Origin of the sequence: Scytonema sp. PRP1 (genome assembly GCF_036697665.2) — a bacterium.
Lineage (GTDB): Bacteria > Cyanobacteriota > Cyanobacteriia > Cyanobacteriales > Nostocaceae > Kalymmatonema > Kalymmatonema gypsitolerans.
Genome location: NZ_JBAHYJ020000019.1, coordinates 1 through 25,126 on the forward strand (window position 1 = coordinate 1; position 25,126 = coordinate 25,126).

General features: G+C 43.5%; 24 protein-coding genes. 12 read left to right on the forward strand and 12 right to left on the reverse strand.

The genetic code is table 11. The features are described from left to right. From iscB to V5G28_RS03160, 4 genes are all read left to right on the forward strand, one after another. On the forward strand, positions 1 to 1,157 hold a 1,157-nt coding region (iscB, locus tag V5G28_RS03145; RefSeq protein ID WP_332990094.1), incomplete at its 5' end, for an RNA-guided endonuclease IscB. Between the two features lie 31 nt (positions 1,158 to 1,188). Then, positions 1,189 to 2,205 carry a (S)-8-amino-7-oxononanoate synthase BioU gene (gene bioU, locus V5G28_RS03150; RefSeq protein WP_332990096.1) on the forward strand — a complete coding sequence of 339 codons (1,017 nt, stop codon included), beginning with the start codon at positions 1,189 to 1,191 and terminating at the stop codon, positions 2,203 to 2,205. Between the two features lie 300 nt (positions 2,206 to 2,505). Further along, positions 2,506 to 3,282: a DUF4198 domain-containing protein gene (locus tag V5G28_RS03155; protein WP_332990098.1), complete on the forward strand. Its 777-nt coding sequence runs from the start codon at positions 2,506 to 2,508 to the stop codon at positions 3,280 to 3,282. A 143-nt stretch (positions 3,283 to 3,425) separates the two neighbouring features. Continuing rightward, positions 3,426 to 3,650 (forward strand): hypothetical protein, encoded by a 225-nt coding sequence (locus V5G28_RS03160; RefSeq protein WP_336229565.1) that lies wholly within the window; start codon positions 3,426 to 3,428, stop codon positions 3,648 to 3,650. 235 nt (positions 3,651 to 3,885) lie between these two features. Here the strand turns inward: V5G28_RS03160 and V5G28_RS03165 are convergent, their stop codons facing one another. Continuing rightward, the gene (locus tag V5G28_RS03165) at positions 3,886 to 4,062 is read right to left on the reverse strand and encodes a hypothetical protein (protein ID WP_332990104.1); all 177 of its coding nucleotides are present in this window, start codon (positions 4,060 to 4,062) and stop codon (positions 3,886 to 3,888) included. Between the two features lie 50 nt (positions 4,063 to 4,112). Here V5G28_RS03165 and V5G28_RS03170 point away from each other — a divergent pair, with 50 nt between their 5' ends. Next, positions 4,113 to 5,297 (forward strand): MFS transporter, encoded by a 1,185-nt coding sequence (locus V5G28_RS03170; RefSeq protein ID WP_332990106.1) that lies wholly within the window; start codon positions 4,113 to 4,115, stop codon positions 5,295 to 5,297. A gap of 213 nt (positions 5,298 to 5,510) precedes the next feature. Next, complete coding sequence (locus V5G28_RS03175; protein ID WP_332990109.1) at positions 5,511 to 7,034, forward strand: VanZ family protein; 1,524 nt, start codon at positions 5,511 to 5,513, stop codon at positions 7,032 to 7,034. 241 nt (positions 7,035 to 7,275) lie between these two features. Here the strand turns inward: V5G28_RS03175 and V5G28_RS03180 are convergent, their stop codons facing one another. From V5G28_RS03180 to V5G28_RS03225, 10 genes are all read right to left on the reverse strand, one after another. Next, entirely contained in the window at positions 7,276 to 7,830 is a 555-nt protein-coding gene (locus V5G28_RS03180; RefSeq protein ID WP_332990112.1) for a hypothetical protein, read from the reverse strand. Between the two features lie 115 nt (positions 7,831 to 7,945). Beyond that, positions 7,946 to 9,160, reverse strand: a complete 1,215-nt coding sequence (locus tag V5G28_RS03185; protein WP_332990114.1) for a type II secretion system F family protein — start codon at positions 9,158 to 9,160, stop codon at positions 7,946 to 7,948. Positions 9,161 to 9,397: 237 nt separating this feature from the next. Next, positions 9,398 to 10,516, reverse strand: a complete 1,119-nt coding sequence (locus V5G28_RS03190) for a type IV pilus twitching motility protein PilT (RefSeq protein ID WP_332990116.1) — start codon at positions 10,514 to 10,516, stop codon at positions 9,398 to 9,400. Positions 10,517 to 10,708: 192 nt separating this feature from the next. Further along, positions 10,709 to 12,721, reverse strand: coding sequence for a GspE/PulE family protein (locus tag V5G28_RS03195; RefSeq protein ID WP_332990118.1), 2,013 nt, complete (start codon positions 12,719 to 12,721; stop codon positions 10,709 to 10,711). 128 nt (positions 12,722 to 12,849) lie between these two features. Next, on the reverse strand, positions 12,850 to 13,179 hold the full coding sequence (locus V5G28_RS03200; protein WP_332990122.1) for a type II toxin-antitoxin system RelE/ParE family toxin: 330 nt from the start codon (positions 13,177 to 13,179) through the stop codon (positions 12,850 to 12,852). After that, positions 13,163 to 13,426, reverse strand: a complete 264-nt coding sequence (locus V5G28_RS03205) for a hypothetical protein (protein ID WP_332990124.1) — start codon at positions 13,424 to 13,426, stop codon at positions 13,163 to 13,165. The genes V5G28_RS03200 and V5G28_RS03205 overlap by 17 nt, the downstream gene beginning before the upstream one ends. A gap of 92 nt (positions 13,427 to 13,518) precedes the next feature. Beyond that, a complete protein-coding gene (locus V5G28_RS03210; protein WP_332990126.1) occupies positions 13,519 to 13,767 on the reverse strand; it encodes a hypothetical protein in 249 nt (82 codons plus the stop codon). Continuing rightward, complete coding sequence (locus tag V5G28_RS03215) at positions 13,739 to 13,966, reverse strand: hypothetical protein (RefSeq protein WP_332990128.1); 228 nt, start codon at positions 13,964 to 13,966, stop codon at positions 13,739 to 13,741. Before V5G28_RS03215 ends, V5G28_RS03210 begins: the two co-directional genes overlap by 29 nt. Positions 13,967 to 14,007: 41 nt before the next feature. Then, the gene (locus tag V5G28_RS03220) at positions 14,008 to 14,832 is read right to left on the reverse strand and encodes a class I SAM-dependent methyltransferase (RefSeq protein WP_332990130.1); all 825 of its coding nucleotides are present in this window, start codon (positions 14,830 to 14,832) and stop codon (positions 14,008 to 14,010) included. A gap of 65 nt (positions 14,833 to 14,897) precedes the next feature. Further along, entirely contained in the window at positions 14,898 to 15,494 is a 597-nt protein-coding gene (locus V5G28_RS03225) for a glutathione S-transferase family protein (RefSeq protein WP_332990134.1), read from the reverse strand. Between the two features lie 738 nt (positions 15,495 to 16,232). Here V5G28_RS03225 and grpE point away from each other — a divergent pair. The 6 genes from grpE (at position 16,233) to V5G28_RS03255 (ending at position 24,148) form a co-directional block, all read left to right on the forward strand. Next, complete coding sequence (grpE, locus tag V5G28_RS03230) at positions 16,233 to 16,982, forward strand: nucleotide exchange factor GrpE (protein WP_332990137.1); 750 nt, start codon at positions 16,233 to 16,235, stop codon at positions 16,980 to 16,982. A gap of 208 nt (positions 16,983 to 17,190) precedes the next feature. Further along, positions 17,191 to 19,143 carry a molecular chaperone DnaK gene (gene dnaK, locus V5G28_RS03235; protein WP_336229571.1) on the forward strand — a complete coding sequence of 651 codons (1,953 nt, stop codon included), beginning with the start codon at positions 17,191 to 17,193 and terminating at the stop codon, positions 19,141 to 19,143. 760 nt (positions 19,144 to 19,903) lie between these two features. Next, the gene (gene dnaJ, locus V5G28_RS03240) at positions 19,904 to 21,040 is read left to right on the forward strand and encodes a molecular chaperone DnaJ (RefSeq protein ID WP_096561147.1); all 1,137 of its coding nucleotides are present in this window, start codon (positions 19,904 to 19,906) and stop codon (positions 21,038 to 21,040) included. Beyond that, a complete protein-coding gene (locus V5G28_RS03245) occupies positions 21,037 to 21,294 on the forward strand; it encodes a sulfurtransferase TusA family protein (protein WP_096561148.1) in 258 nt (85 codons plus the stop codon). The genes dnaJ and V5G28_RS03245 overlap by 4 nt, the downstream gene beginning before the upstream one ends. After that, the gene (gene rsgA / locus V5G28_RS03250) at positions 21,291 to 22,442 is read left to right on the forward strand and encodes a small ribosomal subunit biogenesis GTPase RsgA (RefSeq protein ID WP_332990139.1); all 1,152 of its coding nucleotides are present in this window, start codon (positions 21,291 to 21,293) and stop codon (positions 22,440 to 22,442) included. The genes V5G28_RS03245 and rsgA overlap by 4 nt, the downstream gene beginning before the upstream one ends. 116 nt (positions 22,443 to 22,558) lie before the next feature. Then, complete coding sequence (locus V5G28_RS03255) at positions 22,559 to 24,148, forward strand: glycoside hydrolase family 57 protein (RefSeq protein ID WP_332990141.1); 1,590 nt, start codon at positions 22,559 to 22,561, stop codon at positions 24,146 to 24,148. Positions 24,149 to 24,359: 211 nt separating this feature from the next. Here V5G28_RS03255 and V5G28_RS03260 read toward each other — a convergent pair whose 3' ends face one another. Then, complete coding sequence (locus V5G28_RS03260; RefSeq protein ID WP_332990143.1) at positions 24,360 to 25,046, reverse strand: Uma2 family endonuclease; 687 nt, start codon at positions 25,044 to 25,046, stop codon at positions 24,360 to 24,362. Positions 25,047 to 25,126: the final 80 nt, after the last annotated feature.

The following is a 25,126-nucleotide window of genomic DNA, read 5'->3' on the forward strand; positions in this document are numbered from 1 at the left end:
CATTCACTTTAATTTTGAAGCGAGCTATCGAAAATCCAAATGTGTATCCGCTTACGCTCAAAATCGACCCAGGCTCAAAGTTTACTGGCATTGCACTGGTTACAAACCGTGGAGATGTCATCTGGGGGATGGAGTTACAGCATCGCGGTCAACAAATTAAGGATAGTTTGGAACATCGTAGAGCGGTGCGTAGAGGACGGAGAAACCGAAACACTCGTTATCGCGAAGCTAGATTCTTCAATCGTAAACGTCCCAACGGTTGGTTAGCACCATCTTTGAGACACCGTGTCTTAACAACTAAAACCTGGGTAAAACGACTTCAAAAGTTTACTCCCATTGACTCAATTGTTCAGGAATTGGTAAAATTCGACACGCAAGCTATTCAAAATCCAGAAATTTCTGGAACCCAATACCAGCAAGGCACTTTGCATGGTTATGAGTGCCGTGAGTATTTGTTAGAGAAATGGAATCGTCAATGTGCTTACTGCCCAGTCAAGGACGTTCCGCTCGAAATTGAACACATCCAACCAAAATCAAAAGGTGGTTCAGACCGCATATCCAATCTTTGCTTAGCTTGCCACAAGTGTAATCAGCGCAAAGGAAACAAAAATATCAAAGATTTTCTCAAAGGTAAGCCAGATGTCCTAAACCGAGTATTGCGACAAGCTTCATCGCCGTTAAAAGATGCCGCATCGGTCAATTCTACGAGGTGGGCGTTGTTCAATGCGTTTAAGTCTTTTGGTTTGCCTATAAAGACTGGTACTAGTGGTCAAACTAAGTTCAATCGAATTCGGTTTGGTTTACCAAAAGCACACTGGATTGATGCGGCTTGTGTCGGCTCTTTTGAAATCGTCAAATTGATTACTACAAAGATTCTACGAGTTAAGGCAACTGGTTTTGGTGGTAGACAACGATGTCAGACAGACAAGTTTGGTTATCCACAAAAACATCGTCCACTTCGTCCAATTTTAGGATTTTGTACTGGCGACATCGTTCGTGCCTCGGTTCCCAAAGGTAAATATGCTGGGACTTTTACAGCGCGAGTCTGCCCAATGTCGCATGGTTACGGAGAGTTTGTTATCGACAAAAAACGAAGGTCAATCAAATTGGAGTACTTAACACCTGTTCATCGGAAGGATGGTTACGACTATGCGTAAACCTCTACAAAATGATCACAAATGTACAGATATGTCTAGCAATAAAGTTACAGTTTCTAGCCCCAAAGCGATGCGCGTAGGAGTACTAGGCTTTGGTGGACTGGGGCAAGCTGCTGCCAAAGTACTCGCCCCAAAACGTGAAATGATTTTAGTGGCAGCGGCAGACAAGCAAGGCTATATCTACGCCGCTGATGGTTTAAATGCTCAAGAATGTATTACAACTTACCAATCTCAAGGTTCGGTGGGTTATTTAGAACCCTTGGGGACTTTAACCAATCGCAGTATTGAGGATTTAATCGAAAAATCTCATCCTGTAGATGGTTATTTTCTGGCTTTACCCAACCTACCGAATAATTTCATTCCCTCTGTAGCTCAGCAGTTTATCAAATCTGGATGGCGTGGGGTATTGGTAGATGCAATTAAGCGCACCAGCGCCGTGGAACAACTGCTGGCGATGAAAGAAGAACTGCAAGCAGCAGGAATTACCTACATGACAGGATGTGGGGCAACACCAGGACTGTTAACAGCAGCAGCAGCCTTAGCAGCACAAAGCTACGCCGAAATTCACCGAGTGGAAATTACTTTTGGAGTGGGAATTGCTAATTGGGAAGCTTACCGCGCCACCATCCGCGAAGATATTGCCCATATGCCAGGGTATACCGTGGAAACTGCTAGGGCAATGACGGATGAGGAAGTAGAAGCACTTCTGGATAAAACCAATGGCGTGCTGAGGTTAGAGAATATGGAACACGCCGATGATGTGATGCTAGAGTTGGCGGGAATTGTGGGACGCGATCGCGTCACTGTTGGTGGCATAGTTGATACCCGTAATTCCAAAAAGCCCATCAGCACCAACGTTAAAATTACTGGTCGTACCTTTGAAGGTAAAATTTCTACCCATACCTTTACTTTAGGTGATGAAACCAGCATGGCAGCCAACGTCTGTGGTCCTGCCTTTGGCTATCTCAAAGCTGGTATTGCATTGCACCAGCGCGGTATTTACGGTTTATTCACCGCTGCTGAAATCATGCCCCAATTTGTCAAGTAGCTATTAGCTACCCGCTTGAGTATTCAATTATTTATCTTTTGTAGGCTGGGTTGAGGAACAAAACCCAGCTTATTTATTGCCTTTCACACGTTACAGCCACAAATTCTAACGACCGGTTGTAATAGATAAATATTGTACCTTATCATATTTTTGATAATTATTATCACTGAATAAAGAAAAATTTAACCCTTATAAAAAATAGAAATTTTTATTAACAATAATATCCCTTATAGGGGGATTGTTCGGTATCAAAAAACTTGCGTTTAATAATGATGTAATAACTCAATTAAGGAAATTGAGATGCTTATTCGCAATTTTAAAAAATTGCTCTTGGCGGGTGCAATTCTACCATTGCTTTTGCAACCAGCTTCAGCACACGTTGTCTGGTTTGATTATCAAAATGGAGAATACAATCTATTGTATGGTCATCCAGAAGAAGGACCACTACCTTATTCTCCAGCAAAACTTAAGGAAGCCACAGCTTATGATGCAACAAGACAGATAGTGCCATTTACTATTAATCAGAAACAAGATGGACTTTCTCTGACTCCTGACGGCGAAATAGCAGCGTTAACTGCATTTTTTGATAATGGCTATTATGCCAGAATATCCGAAAATCAATCTCGCAATATTTCAGAAGCAGAAATTAGCCAATACCAAAATGTAAGTCATAATCTGAAGTACACCAAAGCTCTTTATGATTGGTCTGACACTCTAGCGCAACCCTTCAACCAGCCGCTGGAAATTATACCTTTGGAAAATCCCTTTTCAGTTCAGGATGGAGACAACCTGGAAGTTCAAGTATACTATCAAGGACAACCACTTTCAGATGTGATAGTAGAATACTTGGGTGAAGAAGTCTCTAAAGATAACAACGGCAACTTTTCCATCCCCATTGGTGTTGGAGGGTTGCAACAAATTGAAACCAGCTACTCGTTTTTGTCAGATGGAAATGTGAGAATTTCTTACGAAAGTAGCTTTACAGCCCAAAAAATCTCTGTTTTTGAACCATCGGCATTACTTGGTCTTGGTGTAGTTGGATTGCTGGCATTACGTAAGAAAAAGAATTTAACTTAACAGTTGAATTGAAATAAAGAATTTAGCTTAACACCCAATTTGTCATTTTGAATTTTGGATGATTTTTGTGCAAGCCCTAAGTAAGCCAACTTTATTCATCAGCATCTCTTCGCTATACAATACCCAATTCTGCTAGAGTGCTGTTGGATGGTTGGAACAAGGACAAAAAGGGACGAGAGCGCTATGATGCTGTCATGAACGCTCCCCAAGAATCTCTTTTTCAAGTAGAGGAATTACCTGAAAAATATTCAATAATGGGTCTTTTGTTGCCTCAGACTATGGCTGCATCTGGTTCTAATACAATTCAGTTAAAAGAGCCATCAAAGTCGTTGGGGTCTATGTCAAGAGGAAATAAAAAAATTTCCTGATTTGTGAGCAATCCCTCATGATAAAGCTTAATTGCCTTCTTCAAGGTACAAAATTTGATTGGAACCCATCTGCCGTTGGAGAAAAAGTAGACAACAACTCGGGTTGCTGTGTACTCTTCCAACGGGAGTGGAATTTGCCAGGGTGAGAACACAATATAAAACTTATTGATTATGTACTAATAGTTTGCGGTTGCACAAAGGTATAGCAACTGTCGCAAGTAAGACTTTTTATGGTTTATCTCAACTGTATTGGAGCAGGTCCTGAGGATTCTCGCACAACGAGTTTTGTCTGAAGAACCTTAGAAGTGATTAGATCCGCGTCGCCAAGAAGCAGTTCAGCTGCGATCGCCCCTTTGTGAATGAGCGGTTGCTGGATTGTCATTTGAGCTGCATCACTCTCTAGGGTAGGCACGATCTGTTAATCTGAATCGATTCAGAAATCCGATCATCTAAGAATTTCTCATGAGAACTTTCCAACAGGGGCGCTGGATTGGGGTGGCGATCGCATTTTACGCCTTTATCGCCATTGGCATTGCGGAGGGAGGTCTGGGAGTACTGCTGCCGTCAATTGTGTCCACTTATCACCTCACACCTGCAACCGTTACGCTCTTATTTATTAGCCAAATCACAGGCTATGTCGTCGCAGCATTAACTAGTAGCGTGATTAGCAGCCGATTAGGACTTGCCCGAATGCTGTTGTTTGCCTCTGTCACACTTACCAGTGCGCTGTTGACCTACGCGCTCACCGCTTACTGGTTTGTCATGGTTGCCGGTGGAACACTGCTGGGTCTTGGAATCGGACTCATTGATGCTGGTATTAACACTTACATTGTTAACGATCAACGTAATGCCCATCTGATTGGTGTGTTGCATGCCTTCTATGGAATTGGTGCATTACTCGGACCTACTTTTGCCACCACGCTTCTTTTGCTAGGACTTAGCTGGCGGCTCATCTACCTGGTGTTTGCTGGAGTTGTAGGACTGCTGGTTGTAGGAGTTCTTTGGACTGTTGTATATCACTACAGCCCAATGACCGTGCGAGTGAAAGCATCCGATACCAATGCTTGGGCAAACCTACGTTCAGCCCTTAGAAGACCCGTAGTCCTTCTAACAGGGCTGTTGCTGCTAGTCTACGTGGGTACGGAAGCATCTTTAGGCAACTGGGCTTACACAGTTCAGCATATTGGTCGTGGCACACCGGAGGTAGTTGCAGGTTACAGCGTCAGTGCTTACTGGCTAGGGTTGACAATTGGGCGCTTCAGCCTTGGGTTCTTCATGCAACGACTTGGTGCAGTTCGCACACTTGATATTTCCCTGGCATTGCTAGTAGGCGGTTTAGTGATGTGGTGGTTATTACCAAATCAATTGTTGAGCTTGCCTTGGATTGGTTTTGCTTTGGCAGCCATCTTTCCGGCAACAATCTGGTTAGTGCCACAGCGCGTACCCACTTCGCTTGTGCCAGCAACAATTGGGTTTGTCACGAGCGTTGCCAGTTTGGGTGCAGCCACTATACCAACTGCAGCTGGCTGGGTGGCGGCTCGTGCTGGTTTAGAAAGTATTCCAGCGCTGATGATACCAATAGCAGTTGTTATGGCTGCCCTGCATCGGTGGTTGGTGCGGCATACTTTGGAATCCGGAAAAACGTGATTCCGCAATGTATTTATTAAATGTATTTCTTATAAGGTTATCTTCACGACGGCTTTATGAAAGTTTTACAATTTTTTACCCATTAGGACTGACCAATAAATAATATTAAGAAAAGTGTTCATTTACGTTTTGTTAATTACTCTTTTTTAACCGTATACCACTAATCAGCATTCCAATTATCCATTACTACAAAGACACAGAACATAGATCATTATGAATAGACGCAAAATTTTTAGCCAATTATCTAGCTTAGATCAATCAGTACTTCCAGGAGATTTTATCCTAGTCATTCTTAGCATCTTAGTGGTGCTAGTAGCTACACTTTCTCCCTTTAATTTTTCCTTTCCAGATACTTTTTCACTACCAGAACTTGTTGCCAGTTTTGACAACTCGAGTTTTTTTAAAGACCAGGTAAACAATATTTTGTTGTTTGCGCCTTTAGGTTTCGGTTTTGCCAGTCTCTTACAGAGAATAAGGATGAAACCGACAATTCAATTTTTAGCAGTTATACTTGTGAGTGCAGGCTTATCATTCACAGTTGAAGCATTGCAAGTGTTTCTGCCTTCAAGAACACCTACTCCTGCCGATATTTTTAACAATACGATAGGTGGATTGGTAGGTTTAATCTGCTTTTATGTATGGAACTCACAAAGCTTTATATATACATTAATACATAGAGAAAATAGTAGAGCTAGCAACTCTATCAAAAAATTAACATTATTTTTTCTTGGATACATACTTATATCATTTCTGATTTCAATAGCCTGGCAACATACCACTAATTTGAGCAATTGGTCTTTGAACTATCCACTTTTGATAGGTAATGAGCAAACAGGTGATAGACCTTGGCAGGGATATGTTTCAGAAGTTTCTATTGCTGATAGAGCAATTTCTAAAAATGAAGTTTCACAAGTATTTAATCAGCAAAATGAATCGAAAACTATCGGGAAGTCTTTGCTAGCTTCCTATCAATTAACTGGTAAGAGAAGTTATCAAGATCGTACTGGTCAACTTCCCGAACTACTATCAATAGGACAGTCACCAGACAAAGATGAAAAAGGTGTTGCTTTGAGTTCTAACCATTGGTTAAAAACAAGAGAGCCTGTGACCTTCTTAAGTGAAAGGATACGTGAAACTTCTCAGTTTACAATAATCACTACCGTTGCTACTGCTGATACAGATCAGATTGGACCTGCACGCATAATCTCACTTTCAAGTGATTCTCTTCATCGCAATTTTACACTAGGACAGCAAGGATCTGACCTAGATTTGCGAATACGAACACCAATGACTGGAGCAAACGGGGCAGACACAAAATTAAGTATTCCTGGTATTTTTGCTGATACTAACCCCCACCAGATAGTCATTACTTATTCTGGGGCGACTATCCAAGTTTACGTAGATAAATCACAAAATGCCTATTCTTTGAATCTGCTGGAATTGGTTCCCAAAGACCAGAAAATTTTTTACTATGCACTCACTTTTATCCCTCTAGGGCTTTGCTTAGCGCTTTTAACAACCCTCGCCAAAAGAAAGTTAAGTTTTAACAGGTTATTGCTTGCTAGCGGAATATTATTACCTTCCCTGATACTAGAAAGTATTTTGGTAAATGATAGCGGCAAAAGTCTCAGCCTGAAAAGCCTGTTACTTGGTATATTATTTACAGCCGGGACGACACTAATTTTAAGATGGCGGGCTTCGATGGTGCTGAGAAAAGCAGCCCTAAACAGGTTATAAAGTCGAGTTTAAAGATGTCTGATTGTTGGGCGCACTGCGCGATTGCGCAAAGCGCAGTGCGCCTTGGGCGATCGCCCAACACAAACAATAGACTTCCTGCATTCATTCCAAAAAAAAAGAATAATTAACCACAGATGGACAATAAATAAAAGTTTTTCCTCTGTCTTCCCCCCTCTTGAGGGGGGAATGAGGGGGGTGGACACAGATGGAATCAAAGAGATGGAATCTTGTCTAATGATATTTATGGACTTTCTGAAGAGAAAATTTCCATTGTGTTCTCCTCTACTAGAGATTCCGGTGTTTGAATTATAAATGGCAACTCAGCTCCTGTAAGACCCCGTTTGATACGTTCTGGTGTTTCTGAAAAAACCACAAATAGAGGATGTATTGTATTAGTTCCCTCACTTAATATATGTGTATATCGTGGAGACATAAGCCACGCATAGTCTTTGTCTAGCCAAACCTGTGTTTGTCGCCAACGTCCCAAAAAGTCAGAAAAATCTTCATGGGGACGATGAATAAAAATGAGAATTTCGGGTGATGTTTTGATTTTCCACTCTGGACCACACATCAAAATTGCCAAATCACAGGGTAAGCGAGTTGCTTCTGCTGCTGTAGTGACGTTACCACGAAGACGGGCTATTGGAAGTGGAATAGTGATCACGCTTTCATCTGGACGGTGCAAACTAGGGATCATTTCCAGGTAGGGAAGATGCTGCTTCAAGAGAGCGATCGCCGCCATTTGATTGCTGTACTCTGCTAAGCAAGCTTCGTAATGCGATTTTTGCACAGGCATAGATAAAAAAATTCAAAATTCAAAATTCAAAATTATCGGATTGATATAGTCTTTATAAAAGTTAAAAATTATGAAGTCTGATTTTTTTTATTCATCATTCATAATTTTTCTTTGGCTATCCCAAGGTATCGAAGACCTTGAACATAGGCAGGTACATCGACAGTAAAATTGTACCTACCATCCCCCCCAAAACCACAATCATTACTGGTTCCAAAATGCTAGTTAGTGCTTTGACTGTCTGTTCGACTTCATCTTCATAAAAATCGGCAATTTTCATCAACATACTATCTAATTCACCAGTTTCCTCGCCGATACTAATCATCTGAATCGCCATAGAAGGAAAAACTTTTTCTTTTTGCAAGGCAAGGCTAATCATACCTCCTTGTTGAATTTCTGCACGCGCTGCATCAATGGCGTTGGCAATCACCTGATTTCCTGATGTTTCCCGCACAATTTCTAAGCAAGTGAGAATTGGCACACCTGAACGAGTTAAAGAACCAAACGTCCGGCTAAAACGGGCAACTGATGATTTTTGGATTAAGTCACCAAACAACGGCATTTTTAGATAAAGGCGGTCTATAGTTTCACGTCCAGCCGAAGTTTTGTAGTACTGTCTATAAGCAATTCCTGCTGCAATCACAATACCAATGACAAGCAACAGCCGCCAACTTCTCAAATTTTCACTTATCCATAACATAAACTGCGTTAGAGGAGGCAATGTAGTTCCTAATTCTTTAAAAATATTTGCAAAAATAGGGATGAGAAAAACGGTCATCCCGATAAAAATGGCAACTGCCAAAAATCCTACAACAACTGGATAAGCCAGTGCTGATTTAATTTGATTTTGTAATCGAGCAACATCTTCTAACAATTTGGCTAAACGATTTAGTACTTCGTCCAAAACACCACCAACTTCGCCAGCTTCAACCATGCTGACATATAAATTATCAAAGCAATCAGGATATTTCCGCATTGCTTCAGAAAGATTAATTCCACTTTGGACATCAGCACTAATGCCCAAAAGAGCTTGTTTCAGTTTAGGGTTGCTACACTGCTCAGATAACACACCCAAACTTCTGACAATTGCCACTCCCGCATTTACCAAAGCAGCAAATTGACGAGAAAATACGGCTTTATCCTTCACTGAAACGTTCGTAAATTTGGTTTTAATTTGTTTTAAATTCAAGCGTTGAGGTTGTTTTTTCAGGTTTTGGACTACGTAACCTCGCTGTCTGAGATTAATACGGGCTTGAGCCAAGGAATCAGCCTTAATTTTTTCTATTTTCGGTTTTCCTTGCGAGTCCCTAACACGGGCAAGAAATGTTGGCATGGTCTAAAAAATTAAAAGAGCGGATTAGTCATTAAATCTCTTGCAAAAGTCAATTTTATGAAAAATAAACCACAGATGGACACAGATGGACACAGATAATTTCTCTGCGTGCATCTGTGTGGTGGTTATAAATATCTATCAATCATACTTTTACAATAAGTCTACTTAAATTCTTTAAGTCAAATCTGAATATTAAAAAGTATTTTTTATAGTTATATGCGTTTTGAATTGAACTTTTTAATGTGGTTTTACAGCTAGTCCTGGTCTTGCGCCTGCTGGTTGTGCACCACCGATCATACGCTGAATTTCATCCGCCCTGGAAGTTTTAGACATCGCCGCTTCCAAGGAGATAACTCCTGCTTTATATAAATCGGCTAAAACCTTTTCTAAAGTTTGCATCCCGAATTTTCCGCCAGTCTGGATAGCGGAATAAATTTGAGATGTTTTTCCTTCACGAATCAAGTTAGAAATAGCAGGAGTCACAACCATAATTTCTTGAGCCATCACTCGACCAAACTCTTCTGGTTTGGGATTTTTTCTTGGAACTAAAGTTTGGCTCAAGACTGCTACCAGTGAATTAGATAACTGCACTCGCACTTGAGTTTGTTTTTCTGGGGGGAAAACGTCGATAATTCTGTCTACAGTCTGTGCTGCTGAACTGGTGTGCAAAGTACCAAACACTAAGTGTCCTGTTTCCGCAGCAGAAATAGCCAACGAAATTGTTTCTAAGTCGCGCATTTCTCCTACCAAAATGATATCTGGATCTTCCCGAAGCGCTGCTTTAAGAGCATTAGCAAAGCTTTTTGTATCCTCACCAAGTTGCCTTTGGTGGATGACACTTTTAATAGGTTCGTAAACAAATTCAATCGGGTCTTCTACTGTTAAAATATGCTCTGCGCGGGTGCGGTTAATTAAGTCAATCATTGCGGCTAGCGTTGTTGTTTTACCAGAACCCGTGGGACCTGTCACCAAAATTAATCCCCTTGGTTTTTCTGACATTTCCCGCACAACATCTGGCAAACCTAATTTTTCAAAGTTAGGAATTTTAGAACTTAATGCCCGTAAACATGCGGCGTAAGTACCACGTTCTTTGTAAACATTGACCCGAAAACGAGCTAATCCTTTGATACCATAAGAACAATCTAGCTCCCAGTTCTGCTCTAAGGTTTGACGCTGAGAGTTGTTAAGCATACTAAAAATTAGGCTTTGGCATTGATCTGCTGATAACGGTTGGTCGCCAATGGGTGTAAGTTTACCACTCAGGCGGAAGTAGGGAGGCAAACCTGCGGATAAGTGCAAATCCGAACCGCCCATTTCAATCAACTGCTTCATTAAATCTTCAATTATCATTTCCATCTTTGTGCTTCCTGTTTGAAAATTCCTTTTGCAAATTCATTTGTCCTTAGTTAAGTACAGAATTTCACAAGTTCCTGGCGTTTTACTACACGAATCCAGACTGGGTCTCTGCGTACCTTTGCGTTTACCTCAGCGCTCCTCTGCGTTTAAAAACGTTACGAATTAATGAAATGCTCTACTAAGGACAAATGACTAATCTTGAAATCGTGGTGTCATGCAGTAAGGACAATCCAGCCATTCGAGCTGCAATCCAGCTTGACAAGTTCGGCACGTCAGACTGCTCTTGCGTTTGGCTTTTAACTCTGCTTCCAAACCTGTATCGCTCAACGTCACCCGTTCTACTTCTTCTAAGGTGGTGTCGCCTTGACGCACTAAATCCAAGCTGTAAGCCAGCAAGGTTTTCATCCCTTCTTCCACCGCCACTTCTTTGATGCGTTCTGTTGGTGCATTTTCGGTGATGAGCGCTTGCAGGTTTTCCGTGACTCGCATGACTTCATAAACACCACAACGTCCTCTGTAGCCAACGCCATTACACTCTGGGCAAAGCTGATTGTTTGCCTTGGCTTCTTGAATTTGCTCTGAAATGAGGGTGTTAGCTTTGTAAAAAGTGACACCTGCTTCTTGAGAAGCTGATAGACCGTAGCGAGCGAGTTCCTCTAAAGTGGGAGTGTACGGAATGCGACAACTGGAACAGACACGTCGTACTAGGCGCTGTGCCAACACGCCAATCAGAGAACTAGAAATCATGAAAGACTCAATGCCCATTTCTCCCAAACGGGCGATCGCCCCTGGAGCATCATTAGTATGCAACGTTGTTAAAACCAAGTGACCAGTCAATGCTGCCTCAATCGCTGTTTTTGCCGTTTCCTTGTCTCGCGTCTCACCCACCAGAAGCACATCGGGATCTTGCCGCAAAAAAGCTCGCAAAGTTGTTGCAAAATCTAGCCCTTTTTCCCGAATTACCTGCACTTGCGTAATTCCAGGTAAGCTGTACTCAATTGGGTCTTCAACCGTACAAATGTTGATGCCTGGAGAGTTCCGTTCTGACAAAGCCGAATACAGCGTTGTTGTTTTACCAGAACCTGTGGGTCCGGTTACTAGAATTAGACCAAAGGGACGGCTAACCATCTCTTGGACAATTTGCAAAGTTTCTGGATCAGTAATTAACTTATCTAATCCCAGTTGGGTTGCAGAATTATCCAAAATCCGCAGTGCAACCTTTTCACCGTAGCGACTGGGCAAGGTACTGACGCGGAAGTCCACCTTGCGTCCCTCAAACACTCGTCTAATGCGTCCGTCTTGGGGTACACGCCGTTCAGCAATATCTAAGTTAGCAATAATTTTGAAACGAGCTATGACAGCAGGAATGATTTTTTTGGGCAGGGGGTCGAAAGCCTGACGTAGCACACCATCCTTACGAAAGCGAACGCGTAAGTTGTCTTCCTGCGGTTCTACATGGATATCAGAAGCCCTCTCATGTAGTCCTCTGGCAAGGATTCTGTTAACTAAATTGATCACGGGGGCATCCTGGGCACCCTTCATCGCTGCGCCCAAGTCAGTGTCCTTATCTTCAGGCGCATCATCTAAATTAAGATTTTCAATATTTTCTAAATCTTGGTTGATGTCTGTAGACTTTTCCTGTTCTAAGTTCTTTTGTTTAACAGTCAGTTCATCTAAATATTGGTTAATCAGTTGCTGGTAATCTTCTTGGGTGATCACCATCCGCTGCAAAGCCCATCCCTGCGGGCGCAAAATGCGGTTCAAATCATCGCAAGCGTCTAGGTTATCCGGATCTACCATCGCCACCAAAACAGAGGGCGGGTTTTGGTCTTCATTCTTAGCAAGTGGTACCAAGTGATAGCGACGACAGATATCCACGGGAATGAGAGTATCAATCAGTTGACCAATTTTTATTTTGCCAACTTGCCTAACTTCCAGATCAAGGGATTCAACACCGTAGAGTATTTTCAGTTCAAATAGCTGCTGCTTTTTGTGTAGCCTATATAACTCTGGCGAGAGCTGGCGTCCTGAAATTGATTCCAGCACTTGTGTCAAAGGTCTGCCAGACTTACGGCTTTCAATCAGCGCCTGTCTCATTTGTTCGCTATTGACAAAGCCAGATTGTACCAGCTTGTTGCCGAAGGGCGAGAACTCTATTCTTGTAGTAAGAGCAGTACTACGTTTTTGTGATGACGATTGAGTCATATGTGAGCAATTCGTTGCGGAAACCTCTGATTACAGTATTCCCAGGCTATTAGCCAGAATTGACATATACACTCAGTCAAATCAAGACAAAAATTTCTTAAATTTGTTAGCCCTCACAGCATACTTGCCTAAACTTCATACTCTAAATCATCCACAGTCATTGGTGCTTGAGCACTATGGCGCACGTACAAAACGTACACCGTCGTATCTCGAATCGTAAATAGCACTCGATAGATGTTTTTGGACTTTCCGTAAAGTAGTTGTCGGACTTCTTCAGCGAAAATCTCGTGTTCAACTGCTAGGGTACAACGCAGGGGCTTTTCTTGAAGCGTTGCGATCGCGTTCATCAATCCTCGGAACCATCGATCAGCAAATTCTGGATTACGCTCTCGATACCAACGATAGGCTTGCTCAATCTGGGCTTCAGCAATAGGGGTGATTTCAACCTGAAATGCCATATTTCTGCTGCATTTCTTGGATGAAATCCCCAATAGGACGAGTTTGTCCAGCATCGAGTTCCTCAAAACCTTGCTGGATACCTGCAATCGTTTCTAATTGATCAATCAATTGACGCAGTTTATCGGTATTAACTTTGCCCGGTTCAAGAAAAGTAACGAGAACTTGGGCACAATCGCTCACATCTTGCGGTAGCTCGGCGAGTTCAATTTGCCCATTTTGATAAACACCTTCGACTGTTTTCAGCATAGGTTGCCATAGGGTTAATAACTCCTTTAATTTTACTGGCTATTAACTAATAACCCACCGACACTCTCCAAGCGATGCCTCAGTGACAACTTCTAAGTTGCTGAACGACTCATCAGCAACCTCAAAACCATGTCCTTACCGATAACCATCCCATAACTTGACGCTGAACAGCTAAGGCTATTGTCCCACCGATAACCTATGAAATCTAAGATTCCTACTTGATTTTTGAAATACACTGCTTGTGCAAGGCTGTTTTTGACCGTCATCTCATCTGCAAACAGAGCAATAATAATGTTAGTATCCAGCAGATATCTACCATTGATTAGTGTCAACCTGTTCACAGTCTTCTTCAATTGCTTCGCGCATCAACTGGATATCATCTGGTGGTATTGCACCCGCAAAACGCAGCAGTTGCTGACCTAGAACACCTTGAATTGTTGAACCTGCCAAAGCAAGTGCAAATTCGAGCACCTGCTGCTGCAAACTTTCGGGCATGCCTCTCAGTTGCTCAACCACCTTGTCAAGAATAGAGGTATCCATCTCACTCTCCTGCCCAATATTCTAAATATATTTTAGTCGGGTTAATATTTTTGGGTAATGTGAAAAGCAGAGAGGTATGAAAGTTGAATACTGCCTCCAAATTCCTGCACTATCTTTTGCCTTAACCCTTCAAATAAAGAATTCTTGCTTGATGGATCGAGTTCTAAGTATGGCGAGTAAGTGTTCAAAAGCGTCAGATAATCATCAATGGTGTAGGTCACTTCAGATATAACCTGTCCGGATACCAAGTTTTTGAATTGTCCAGAGTCAATAACAATCTGCCCTAACCCTCTCAATATCTGCTCCTGAGTTTCTCTGTCTTCATATCGAGCAAGCGATGGAGCATACATTTGGTAGACTTCAGATAAACTTTGGTAAACTTCGTACCGGGGCTGAAGGTTCATGTTCCACAACAATATTAGGTAGCCATTCTCTTCTAAGGCATTTGCTGCTTTTGGATATCCAACTTCTGGTGGTATCCAATGAAAAGAACTCGCTGCTAAGACAGCATGAAATTTGCCAGCCTCTAGCATCCATTCTTCAAATGAGGTATTGTGAATCTCGACATTGGGATACGGTTCGCAATTTTGTTGGGCAAGGTGGCAAAAATCTGGGTTAGGTTCTAAGCAAACCATTGAGCAGCCTAATGGAGCGATCGCTACCGTTGCAGTTCCAGGACCACACCCCACTTCCAGAATTTTCGAGTCACAAGAAAGTTCGGCTGCTTCGACAACTCGATCAATTAGATTCTTGGGATAGCGAGGTCTTGCTTTGTTATAAGCCTCTGCTGCGGGAGAATACCAATTTTTTCTTTGTTCGAGATCTTTGCTGGAGTAGTTGATTATTGTTTGTCTCAAGTCTTTCATAAAAAAAATGGCGCGGCGGAAAGCAGATAATCTCAAACTTATTATGGCAACGGATGCCAAAACACCTACATGCCAAGCATATCAACGTATCCTGGCAGTTGCTTAATTCGTTCAATCCAACCCACTACATGGGGATAAAGTTCCAGAGAAATCTTTCCATCGGGTGCTAATGCAATGTAGGGAAAGCAAGCAACATCAGCAATTGTTGGGCGATCGCATTCTAAGCAAAAACGTTCACTCAAGTGTTTGTCTAAAATTTGAAGTGTCTGATGTGCTTTTTTTTGCGCTTGTTCTAAGTCTATTTCCGCGTTCAACAAGAAATGTTTTCTGACTGCGGCAACACCATGTTGAATTTCGTTAGCTGCAACAGACAACCACTGCACCACTTTACTCATCGGTTCTGCTTCTGTGGGCAACCAGTCTTCGCTGCCGTAACGGCGTGCCAAGTAAACTAAAATTGCTTGGGCGTCCCTAATGACCACATCGCCATCCCTAAGAACTGGCACTTGTCCCAGCGGGTTGAGTTTGAGAAATTCTTCTGTTTTGTGTTCGCCTTTTTTCAAAGCGATGGGTACACGTTCATACTCCAACCCCAGCAGTGATAGCATCAGCCGTACTTTATAGCAATTCCCTGACAGTTCGACGTCGTATAGCTTAATCATGGTTTTTTCCTGTGTGTTCTTAATTTATTGAGTATTGTCAAGCACAGCAAAGAGCCGAAGATGGTATGCTTGCAAATTCAAGGTTCTCTGAGACTAGCTCGGAGTTTAGATAATACTGTACCCTTTGAGCGTGTCTTGGAGCGCCTGCCAAACGAACTTTTGCTTGCCTCAGGGTAAGTCAAGAAAATAATTTATTATAAAAAAACACGTAACACGTACGAAAATACCCTTAAATTCCTGTAGAGACTTCACACTTGCTTTATCTGGCAAAAAACAATAACCTGTCAAATAAAGCAAGCGTCCGCTCTTTGCATCTCCTTTACCTTACGGAAAGCCGCCCTAGGAGCGTATACGCTAACGCACTCAGCATTTGTCAAAATAGATGACGGTGACCAAATAAAGGTTAAAGGATGAAGAATGAAGGATGAAATATTCCGTACTTCACTTCATACTTCCTACAATCCTATGGGAAGCCCTGCGGGTATGCCTATGGCTAACGCCACGCCTAACGGCGAACGGCACACCTGAGCGCAGAGCGCACGCTTCGCGAACGGTGAACGCAGTCGCCTGCTGTCGGGAAACCCTCCTGCAGCGCTGTCTCACCGTCCTCCGGGCGTCTACACTCTTTTGCCTTGAGTTCATAACTTGATACTTTAGGTGACCGCTTTTTGTAGCTGAATTTAAGAGCTGCAAAATATGGGGATAACTGCCCAATCTAGCATCTGGGAAGAGTGCAAAATGATAGACGAGCAACAGCAAAACAATACAAACCAGCCATTAGGTGAACAAACCGAGGAAAAGCAAGCAATGACTAGCGACTCTACAGCCGAAATAAATGCCAACGCAACCCAAAGCGAAGTGACTGATCAAGTGTCAACTCAAGCCAATGTCTCTGGAGATACAGCTACGCAGAGTCAAGATAGTGGTGTTGCTGCAACTGAGGCTGCTGGTAATGAGTCCACAGCCAAAGAACCAGCAGTCAATCAACAAATTGAGTCCCTAAAAGCGCAGGTAGAAGAGCGTAACACTCAATATTTGCGGATTGTGGCTGATTTTGAGAATTACCGCAAACGAAATCAAAAAGAGAAAGAAGACTTGGAACAGCAGGTGAAGCGGAACACAATTACTGAATTACTGCCAATCGTCGATAATTTTGAACGGGCAAGGTCGCAAATCAAACCCCAAAATGATGGGGAAATGACCATTCATAAGAGCTACCAAGGCGTTTACAAGCTATTAGTTGATAGCTTAAAGCGCTTGGGTGTATCACCGATGCGTCCTGAAGGTCAACCCTTTGATCCGAACCTACACGAAGCAGTATTGCGCGAACCTACGGATGAATATCCTGAAGGAACAGTGTTAGAAGAATTAGTACGCGGATATTACTTGGGCGATCGCGTGCTGCGCCATGCAATGGTGAAGGTGGCTGCTCCAAAGGAAGATGCACCCTCTTCTGAAGAAAATCAGTCGAGCCCAGCTAACAGCTAAGCTGTAGTCGCTCGCCTTACTGACCAAAAGTGCCTGGCAAACTTGGGCGAGCATCGCATATCTAACCACAAACAAAAATAGTCCGCGAAACATCACGCCCGAAGTTGAGCAGCCTTGACCGGTGTTTGTGTAGCGCTAACACCGGATGGCGCTTAAAACTTCAAGCGAAAAGCACTCAGTAAAAATACCGATAAAAATACCGATATTTATGGGAATTATTGGGATCGACTTAGGCACTACCAACAGTTGTGTCGCGGTTCTCGAAGGTGGTCAACCGATTGTCATTGCTAATTCAGAAGGCGGACGAATGACTCCTAGTATTGTGGGATTTGCTAAAGCCAGTGAACGCTTAATCGGTCAACTGGCAAAGCGTCAAGCTGTCACGAACGCCGAAAACACAATTTTCAGTATCAAGCGATTTATCGGTCGTCGCTGGGATGACACCGCAGTTGAACGCGATCGTGTACCTTACACCTGTATCAAAGGTCGAGACGATACTGTTGATGTCGAGATTCGTGGACATCACTACACACCACAAGAAATCTCCGCCATGATCCTACAAAAGCTAAAACAGGATGCGGAAAACTTCTTCGGTGAACCTGTGACTCAAGTAGTGATCACAGTACCAGCATATTTTACAGATGGTCAAAGACAAGCGACTAAAGACGCTGGCACTATTGCCGGACTAGAAGTTTTAAGGATTATCAATGAACCAACTGCAGCGGCTTTAGCCTTTGGGTTGGACAAGCTTGAGCAAGAGCAGATCGTTCTGGTCTTTGACTTGGGAGGCGGTACTTTCGATGTCTCGATCCTACAACTTGGGGATGGAGTGTTTGAAGTCAAGGCGACTGGTGGCAACAATCACCTGGGTGGGGACGATTTTGATAACTGTATCGTACGCTGGATGATGGAACGTTTCCAGCAGGAACAGAAAGTTGACCTGTCTCAGGACAAAATGGCTTTGCAACGCTTGCGCGAAGCAGCGGAAAAGGCAAAAATTGAACTTTCCAGTATACTCAGTACTTCAATTAACTTGCCTTTCATTACCGCTGATGAAAGGGGTCCGAAGCATCTAGAGATCGAATTAAGCCGCGCGAAATTTGAAGAGTTAACGGCACATCTGGTGGAAGCCACCATTGAACCGATGACTCAAGCGCTGAAAGACGCGGAACTCAAACCACAAGATATCGACCGGATTATTTTGGTGGGCGGTTCCACTCGCATTCCTGCGGTGCAAAATGCCTTGATCAAATTTTTTAATGGCAAAACTCCAGATCGCTCTGTCAACCCCGACGAAGCAGTCGCACTAGGCGCAGCTATCCAAGCTGGGGTGCTGGGAGGTGAAGTTGAGAATTTGCTTTTGTTAGATGTCACGCCCTTGTCTTTAGGTATTGAAACTTTGGGAGAAGTGTTCACCAAAATTATCGAACGTAACACCACAATTCCAACCAGTAAGTCCCAAGTCTTTTCCACAGCAGTCGATGGGCAAAACTCAGTGGAAATTCACGTCCTTCAAGGTGAACGGGCAATGGCACGGGACAACAAGAGTTTGGGCAAATTTCTTCTTGGGGGAATTCCGCCGACTCCTCGTGGTGTACCGCAAATTGAAGTCTCTTTTGAAATTGATGTCAATGGCATTCTCAAAGTTTCAGCACAAGACAAAGGCACTCTTCGAGAACAAAGTATTCAGATTACCAATACAGGTGGCTTGAGTGTTAATGAAGTCGAAAGAATGCGGCAACAAGCCGAAATGTTTGCCGAACAAGACAAAAGACGCATACAACTCGTTGAACTCAAAAACCAGGCTGATAATCTGTTATACAGTTACGAATCGACATTAAAGAACAATGGCAACTTGATTAGCGACCAGATGAGAGCCTTGGCAAATGAAAAAATGACACAGCTACAAGCAGCAATGACAGATGAAGCTATCTCCATAGCAGAATTTAAGCAACGCTTGGATGACTTCCAGCAAAGTTTGTTTGCCATTGGCTCCCAGGTGTATAACCGCGTTAATAGGCACGATGAAATGACTGAAGCTTCAGAGACTTTATTGACCTCAGAACCAGCCGCGCTAGTGAATGGAACGCTAACACCACAATTTAACTTTGATTTTGATGACGAAAATACTACGCAGGCTGATTATGAAGTGATAGACTAAGGAAATTATGAATTATGAATTATAAATTCTCAAAAGGTAATTCTTGATTTAGCACTGAGCATCATAATATCACTCGTAATAACACTGAATTGTTAGCCGGAGGTTTATACTTCCGGCTAAATAATGTTACAGTACAAATGCAATTTCATGATGTCTGTGGGGTTTTCCACACTTTTTTGTGCGGGTAGCCTATCTGTAAAATGAGCGGAGTTTTTGCCATCTACATAGCACAATTGTAAAAGATGCTTTTGTCGTCTACCACGAGGGAAGTACCTGTTGCAATTATTCAGTGCTGAGCAATCAGTGCTGATGCGCAAGTAAAAATTTTTCTGGTTTCAATTTAGTCTTTGATTTCAAAACTAATTCCAGATTTTTTTACTGCGCAACGCCACTCGCCTACCACTTTGTAGAACGGCCAGAAGTGCAATGCTCCTCGCCATGAGAGCGGGAAACCCTCTCTGAAGCTGTGGGTCTACAACTCTAGGCAACCAAAGCAGAGGAAAACATCCTCAGCATTCAGATTTGAAGACTGTTATGGTGATTTTTGTAAAGGGTAAAAGGTAAAATAATTTAGTATTAATAAAACTTAACCATTGCCTTCTGCCTTCTGCCTTGACAAACTTCTGAGCTCACTTTCCACAAGACGCGCATAGCGCGGCTTTTCGTTAGAGTGGAGCTAACGCGCTTCGGCAATAAGCCGCTGCTGCTGTTGTTCTCTGTGCATAGCCGCTTTCTACCTTTTAACTTTCACCTTTGCTATATGGCTCGCGATTATTATGAAATTCTAGGTGTCTCTCGTGACGCCGACAAAGAAGAAATCAAACACGCCTACCGCCGCTTAGCCCGGAAGTATCACCCAGACGTGAACAAAGAACCGGGAGCTGAAGAGCGCTTTAAAGAAATAAACCGTGCTTATGAAGTGCTTAGCGAACCGGAAGTTCGCGCTCGTTATGACCGCTTTGGTGAAGCTGCTGTAAATGGTGGAGCTGGTGTAGGCTACCAAGATATCGGCGACATGGGTGGCTTCGCTGATATTTTTGAAAGCATTTTCAGCGGTTTTGCTGGCGGTATGGGTGGTGGGACAACGCAAAGGCGGCGTAGTGGACCAGTGCGGGGCGATGACCTCCGGCTAGACCTAAAGCTAGACTTTCGGGAAGCAGTATTTGGCGGTGAAAAAGAAATTCGCATTTCTCATTTAGAGACTTGTGAAATCTGTAGCGGATCTGGAGCAAAACCAGGTACTCGCCCCCGCACTTGTTCGACTTGTACTGGAACAGGTCAAGTACGCCGCGTCACTAGAACGCCGTTTGGCAGCTTCACGCAAGTTTCGACTTGTCCCACCTGTAATGCTACGGGAATGGTGATAGAAGACAAATGTGATACTTGTGACGGTAAGGGTGCAAAACAAGTCACGAAGAAACTGAAAATTTCCATTCCACCTGGGGTGGACAACGGCACACGCTTGCGAATCTCCTCAGAAGGTGATGCGGGTCAACGCAGTGGTCCTCCAGGAGATTTGTACGTTTACTTATTTGTGAATGAGGATGAGGAATTCCATCGGGATGGCATCAACATTCTCTCAGAAATCAAAATTAGCTATCTGCAAGCGATTTTAGGCTGCCGATTGGAGGTAAATACGGTAGATGGACCAGAGGAATTGTTAATTCCACCTGGAACTCAGCCAAATACTGTAATGAAAATGGAAAATCGTGGGGTACCACGCTTGGGTAATCCTGTCAGCCGTGGCGATCACATGATTACTGTGTTAATTGATATCCCCAGCAAGTTAACAACTGAGGAACGTGAACTACTGGAGAAGCTCGCTAAAATTAAAGGAGATCGCACAGGTAAAGGTGGTCTAGAAGGATTTTTGGGAAACTTTTTTCACCAACGATGAGTCTATCTGCCCTCTCAACTCCTAATGCTCAACTCGATTTGCGCGGCACCCCTTGCCCGATAAACTTTGTACGGACAAAACTCCGTTTGGAGCAAATGAAACCGGGAGAGTTACTAGAAGTCTGGCTAGATCCTGGGGAGCCGATTGAGCAGGTTCCTGATAGTCTGACAATGGCAGGCTATCAGGTGGAGCAAATCACAGATTGCGTTGGTTATTTTTCCTTGCTAGTCCGCCGTCCCGATAGTGCCTCATGAGAGGGGAAGGATTAGAAGCCACTAAGCAGTTAATAGGCACGGTCTTAGCCGTGCAAGCTAATTTTTATCGAGTACAACTGGATGTAGGGGAGCACAGAGAAGTCCGATCGGAGGAAGCCTCCGCTCGGAACTTCGGAGGAAGCGTAGGAGCAGAGGAGATAAAACCTCCAAATTCCCCCCTGCCCCTTATCCTGCTGTGCACCCGCAGAAGCCGATTGAAAAAGATCGGGCAACAAGTTATGGTGGGCGATCGCGTGGTTGTGGAAGAACCAGATTGGGCTGGCGGACGGGGAGCGATCGCGTCCGTTTTACCCCGTCAAAGTCAATTGGATCGTCCGGCGATCGCCAATGTGAACCAAATTCTGTTAGTTTTTGCCGTCGCCGATCCGCCTTTGGAACCATACCAACTCAGCCGATTTTTGGTAAAGGCTGAGTCTACCGATATAGATGTAATCTTATGCCTGAATAAGTGCGATTTAATCTCAAAAGAACAGCAGGCAGAAATTTATCACCAGTTGGGAAATTGGGGCTACCAACCAATATTTATTAGTGTTGGTCAAGGTATAAATATTGACGAAGTAGCAGACAAGCTCAAAGATAAGATTACGGTGATTGCTGGATCTTCCGGGGTTGGCAAGTCCAGCCTCATCAATCGACTGATTCCCAATGCTAACTTACGAGTCGGAGAGATTTCTGGCAAACTAGCAAGGGGTCGGCACACTACTCGCCACGTAGAATTATTTGAATTGCCCACTGGGGGTTTACTCGCAGATACTCCGGGATTTAACCAACCTGACCTTGATTCTCCTCCAGAAGAATTAGCAAGTTATTTTCCAGAAGCAAGGCAGAGATTAGCGGTTGGTAGCTGTCGTTTTAGTGATTGTTTACACCGAGACGAACCGGAGTGTGTCGTTCGGGGAGAATGGGAACGATATCAACATTACTTAGATTTCTTAACAGAAGCGATTGAGCGCCAGACTCACCAGAACCAACAAGCAGATCCTGAATCCACTCTCAAGCTGAAAAGCAAAGGTAAGGGACAAACTCAGTACGAACCGAAGCTGGAATCTAAAAAATATCGCCGTAGTTCCCGCAGGACGCAGTTGCAGGAGTTGGAACACTTGTATCAAGAGAGTGAAGAATCATAGCCGATGTTGTGTTAATGGGGGCAATGTCTCTTAACCACCATAAAGTCTTAAAATAATCTTAAATCTACCAAATCCCCAACCTTCAATTAATAGGTAACACCCCGGAACTATTTATTATGGCTATCGGCTACGTTGCGCTTGTACTCCACGCACACCTGCCCTTCGTTCGTCACCCAGAAAGTGACTATGTGCTGGAAGAAGAATGGCTTTATGAAGCCATCACCGAAACTTACATTCCCTTGCTACGAGTATTTGAAGGCTTAAAGCGAGACGGCGTTGACTTTAAAATTACGATGAGTATGACACCACCCCTTGTGTCGATGCTCCGTGATCCTTTGCTGCAAGAACGCTACGACGCCCACTTAGCCAAGCTAGAAGAACTTATACAACTAGAACTCGAACATAATGCGCACAATGGTCATATCAAGTATTTAGCCGAGCATTACGCCAGTGAGTTTAAGGCGATACGAGAAGTTTGGGAAAGCTACAAAGGGGACTTAGTAACAGCTTTTAAGCAGTTTCAAGATACTAATAATGTAGAAATCATCACCTGCGGTGCGACCCACGGCTACCTACCGCTGATGAAAATGTACCCGCAAGCTGTGTGGGCACAAATTAAGGTAGCGTGCGAACACTACGAGGAAACTTTTGGACAGCCACCCAGAGGTATTTGGCTGCCAGAATGCGCCTACTACGAAGGTGTAGATCGAATGTTAGCCGATGCAGGGTTGCGCTACTTCCTCACTGATGGACATGGCATTCTTTATGCCCGTCCTCGTCCGCGATTTGGCAGCTATGCCCCAATTTTTACAGAAAGTGGTGTCGCTGTCTTTGGTCGAGATCATGAATCTTCTCAGCAAGTGTGGTCTTCTGAGGTAGGCTATCCTGGTGCGCCGGAATACCGGGAATTTTATAAAGACTTGGGCTGGGAAGCAGAATATGAATACATCAAGCCCTACATCATGCCCAACGGTCAGCGGAAAAATACGGGCATTAAGTATCACAAAATTACTGGACGCGGTTTAGGGTTAGGAGATAAGGCACTCTACGACCCCTATTGGGCAAGGGAAAAAACTGCGGAACACGCTGCCAATTTTATGTATAATAGAGAACAGCAAGCCGGGCATCTCTATGGTATAATGAATCGCCCGCCGATTATTGTTTCTCCGTACGATGCAGAGTTATTTGGACATTGGTGGTACGAGGGTCCCTGGTTCATCGATTACCTGTTCCGCAAGTCCTGGTTTGACCAAAAGACTTATGCAATGACCCACTTGGCAGATTATCTGCGGGCGGAACCAACTCAGCAAGTCTGCCGTCCTTCGCAATCGAGTTGGGGTTATAAAGGATTCCACGAGTATTGGTTGAACGAAACAAATGCGTGGATTTACCCACATCTGCATAAAGCCGCAGAACGGATGATTGAAATATCAAAGCGGGAACCAGCAGATGAGTTGGAATGGAAAGCGTTAAACCAAGCGGCGCGGGAATTGTTGTTGGCGCAATCTTCTGACTGGGCGTTTATTATGCGAACGGGAACGATGGTACCTTATGCTGTTAGAAGGACGCGATCGCACCTCATGCGTTTCAACAAGCTTTACGAAGACGTTAAAATCGGCAAAATCGATAGCGGTTGGCTGGAAAAAGTTGAATTGATGGACAATATCTTCCCTAATATCAATTATCGAGTGTATCGTCCATTGTAATTATAGGGGTTTTGACTTAGCTCAAATACACCAATAACCTCACCCCACTGGCACCGAGAGGAGTTGCGGGTGAGGTGCTTTGGTATTAGGGTATTGCAAGAAATAAATTATCCATCTTGTGGGGTGGGCGTCCCCGCCCGCCCAGTTAATAGGACGGGCTAGAAGCCCATCCCACAAGAAAAAGTTGGATATTTTTTAATTTGGGAGTCCCTTATAGGGTATCTGGGTCAATGTTCAATTCTCTAAGTTTAGCGGCTAAGCGTTGCGCTTTCTCTTCAGCAGCTTGTCGTGCTGCTGCTTCTTCCTCATAGCTTAGCAGTGTTTTACCTGTAGCTGGGTCATAAAAGCGCATTTCTCCTGATTGAATTCGCAACTCTAAACCCAAGACTTCACTGGATAAGGATACTGTACCATCTGGCAAAGTACTGGTAGGGACTGGGAAATAGTTTTCATTGACTAAGCGCAAACCTTGGAGTTGGGGAGTGAGATAATCTCCTGTAGGGTCATATTGATAATATTCGCAAACTCCCAAAAAGGCGTAAATTCCTTTTTTTGCACCTTGGTCTTTTGTACGAGTTGCTTTTGAGGTAATCTCTAGAACAAAATCAGGTGTTTTATTATTTTCTTCCCAAGTTTTATAAGAGCGGCGCTGGCGGTTTTCCACTCCAAACACCACAAATATATCTGGTGCTACAACTGATTCTGGATTACCCTGTTCGTAGTAAATAAATAAATTGCCAGCAACATATACATCAGAACGGTTTTGGAAATATAGCCGTAGCGCGTTTCTTGCATAAGTTAAGTAACTGCACTGGATATCTCCTTCAGCCATTGGCTTACCGTCCTCATCTGGGTACTCAATTGGAGTAATAGGAAAATACTCTACTGCGGCTGTCATTACCAATCCCTCAACTCATTAGGAGCTTAGGTTATATACTATCGCTCAGAATGCGATCGCCATGACTGGGAGGCTGGGAA

Coding starts and splice junctions, on each gene's coding strand:
- V5G28_RS03155 (WP_332990098.1), top strand. CDS start 2,506: ATGCTTATTCGCAATTTTAAAAAATTGCTCTTGGCGGGTGCAATTCTA.
- V5G28_RS03180 (WP_332990112.1), bottom strand. CDS start 7,830: ATGCCTGTGCAAAAATCGCATTACGAAGCTTGCTTAGCAGAGTACAGC.
- V5G28_RS03190 (WP_332990116.1), bottom strand. CDS start 10,516: ATGGAAATGATAATTGAAGATTTAATGAAGCAGTTGATTGAAATGGGC.
- bioU (WP_332990096.1), top strand. CDS start 1,189: ATGTCTAGCAATAAAGTTACAGTTTCTAGCCCCAAAGCGATGCGCGTA.
- V5G28_RS03220 (WP_332990130.1), bottom strand. CDS start 14,832: ATGAAAGACTTGAGACAAACAATAATCAACTACTCCAGCAAAGATCTC.
- V5G28_RS03260 (WP_332990143.1), bottom strand. CDS start 25,046: ATGACAGCCGCAGTAGAGTATTTTCCTATTACTCCAATTGAGTACCCA.
- dnaJ (WP_096561147.1), top strand. CDS start 19,904: ATGGCTCGCGATTATTATGAAATTCTAGGTGTCTCTCGTGACGCCGAC.
- V5G28_RS03195 (WP_332990118.1), bottom strand. CDS start 12,721: ATGACTCAATCGTCATCACAAAAACGTAGTACTGCTCTTACTACAAGA.
- V5G28_RS03175 (WP_332990109.1), top strand. CDS start 5,511: ATGAATAGACGCAAAATTTTTAGCCAATTATCTAGCTTAGATCAATCA.
- rsgA (WP_332990139.1), top strand. CDS start 21,291: ATGAGAGGGGAAGGATTAGAAGCCACTAAGCAGTTAATAGGCACGGTC.
- V5G28_RS03205 (WP_332990124.1), bottom strand. CDS start 13,426: ATGCTGAAAACAGTCGAAGGTGTTTATCAAAATGGGCAAATTGAACTC.
- V5G28_RS03215 (WP_332990128.1), bottom strand. CDS start 13,966: ATGGATACCTCTATTCTTGACAAGGTGGTTGAGCAACTGAGAGGCATG.
- V5G28_RS03245 (WP_096561148.1), top strand. CDS start 21,037: ATGAGTCTATCTGCCCTCTCAACTCCTAATGCTCAACTCGATTTGCGC.
- dnaK (WP_336229571.1), top strand. CDS start 17,191: ATGGGAATTATTGGGATCGACTTAGGCACTACCAACAGTTGTGTCGCG.
- V5G28_RS03200 (WP_332990122.1), bottom strand. CDS start 13,179: ATGGCATTTCAGGTTGAAATCACCCCTATTGCTGAAGCCCAGATTGAG.
- V5G28_RS03185 (WP_332990114.1), bottom strand. CDS start 9,160: ATGCCAACATTTCTTGCCCGTGTTAGGGACTCGCAAGGAAAACCGAAA.
- V5G28_RS03225 (WP_332990134.1), bottom strand. CDS start 15,494: ATGATTAAGCTATACGACGTCGAACTGTCAGGGAATTGCTATAAAGTA.
- grpE (WP_332990137.1), top strand. CDS start 16,233: ATGATAGACGAGCAACAGCAAAACAATACAAACCAGCCATTAGGTGAA.
- V5G28_RS03255 (WP_332990141.1), top strand. CDS start 22,559: ATGGCTATCGGCTACGTTGCGCTTGTACTCCACGCACACCTGCCCTTC.
- V5G28_RS03170 (WP_332990106.1), top strand. CDS start 4,113: ATGAGAACTTTCCAACAGGGGCGCTGGATTGGGGTGGCGATCGCATTT.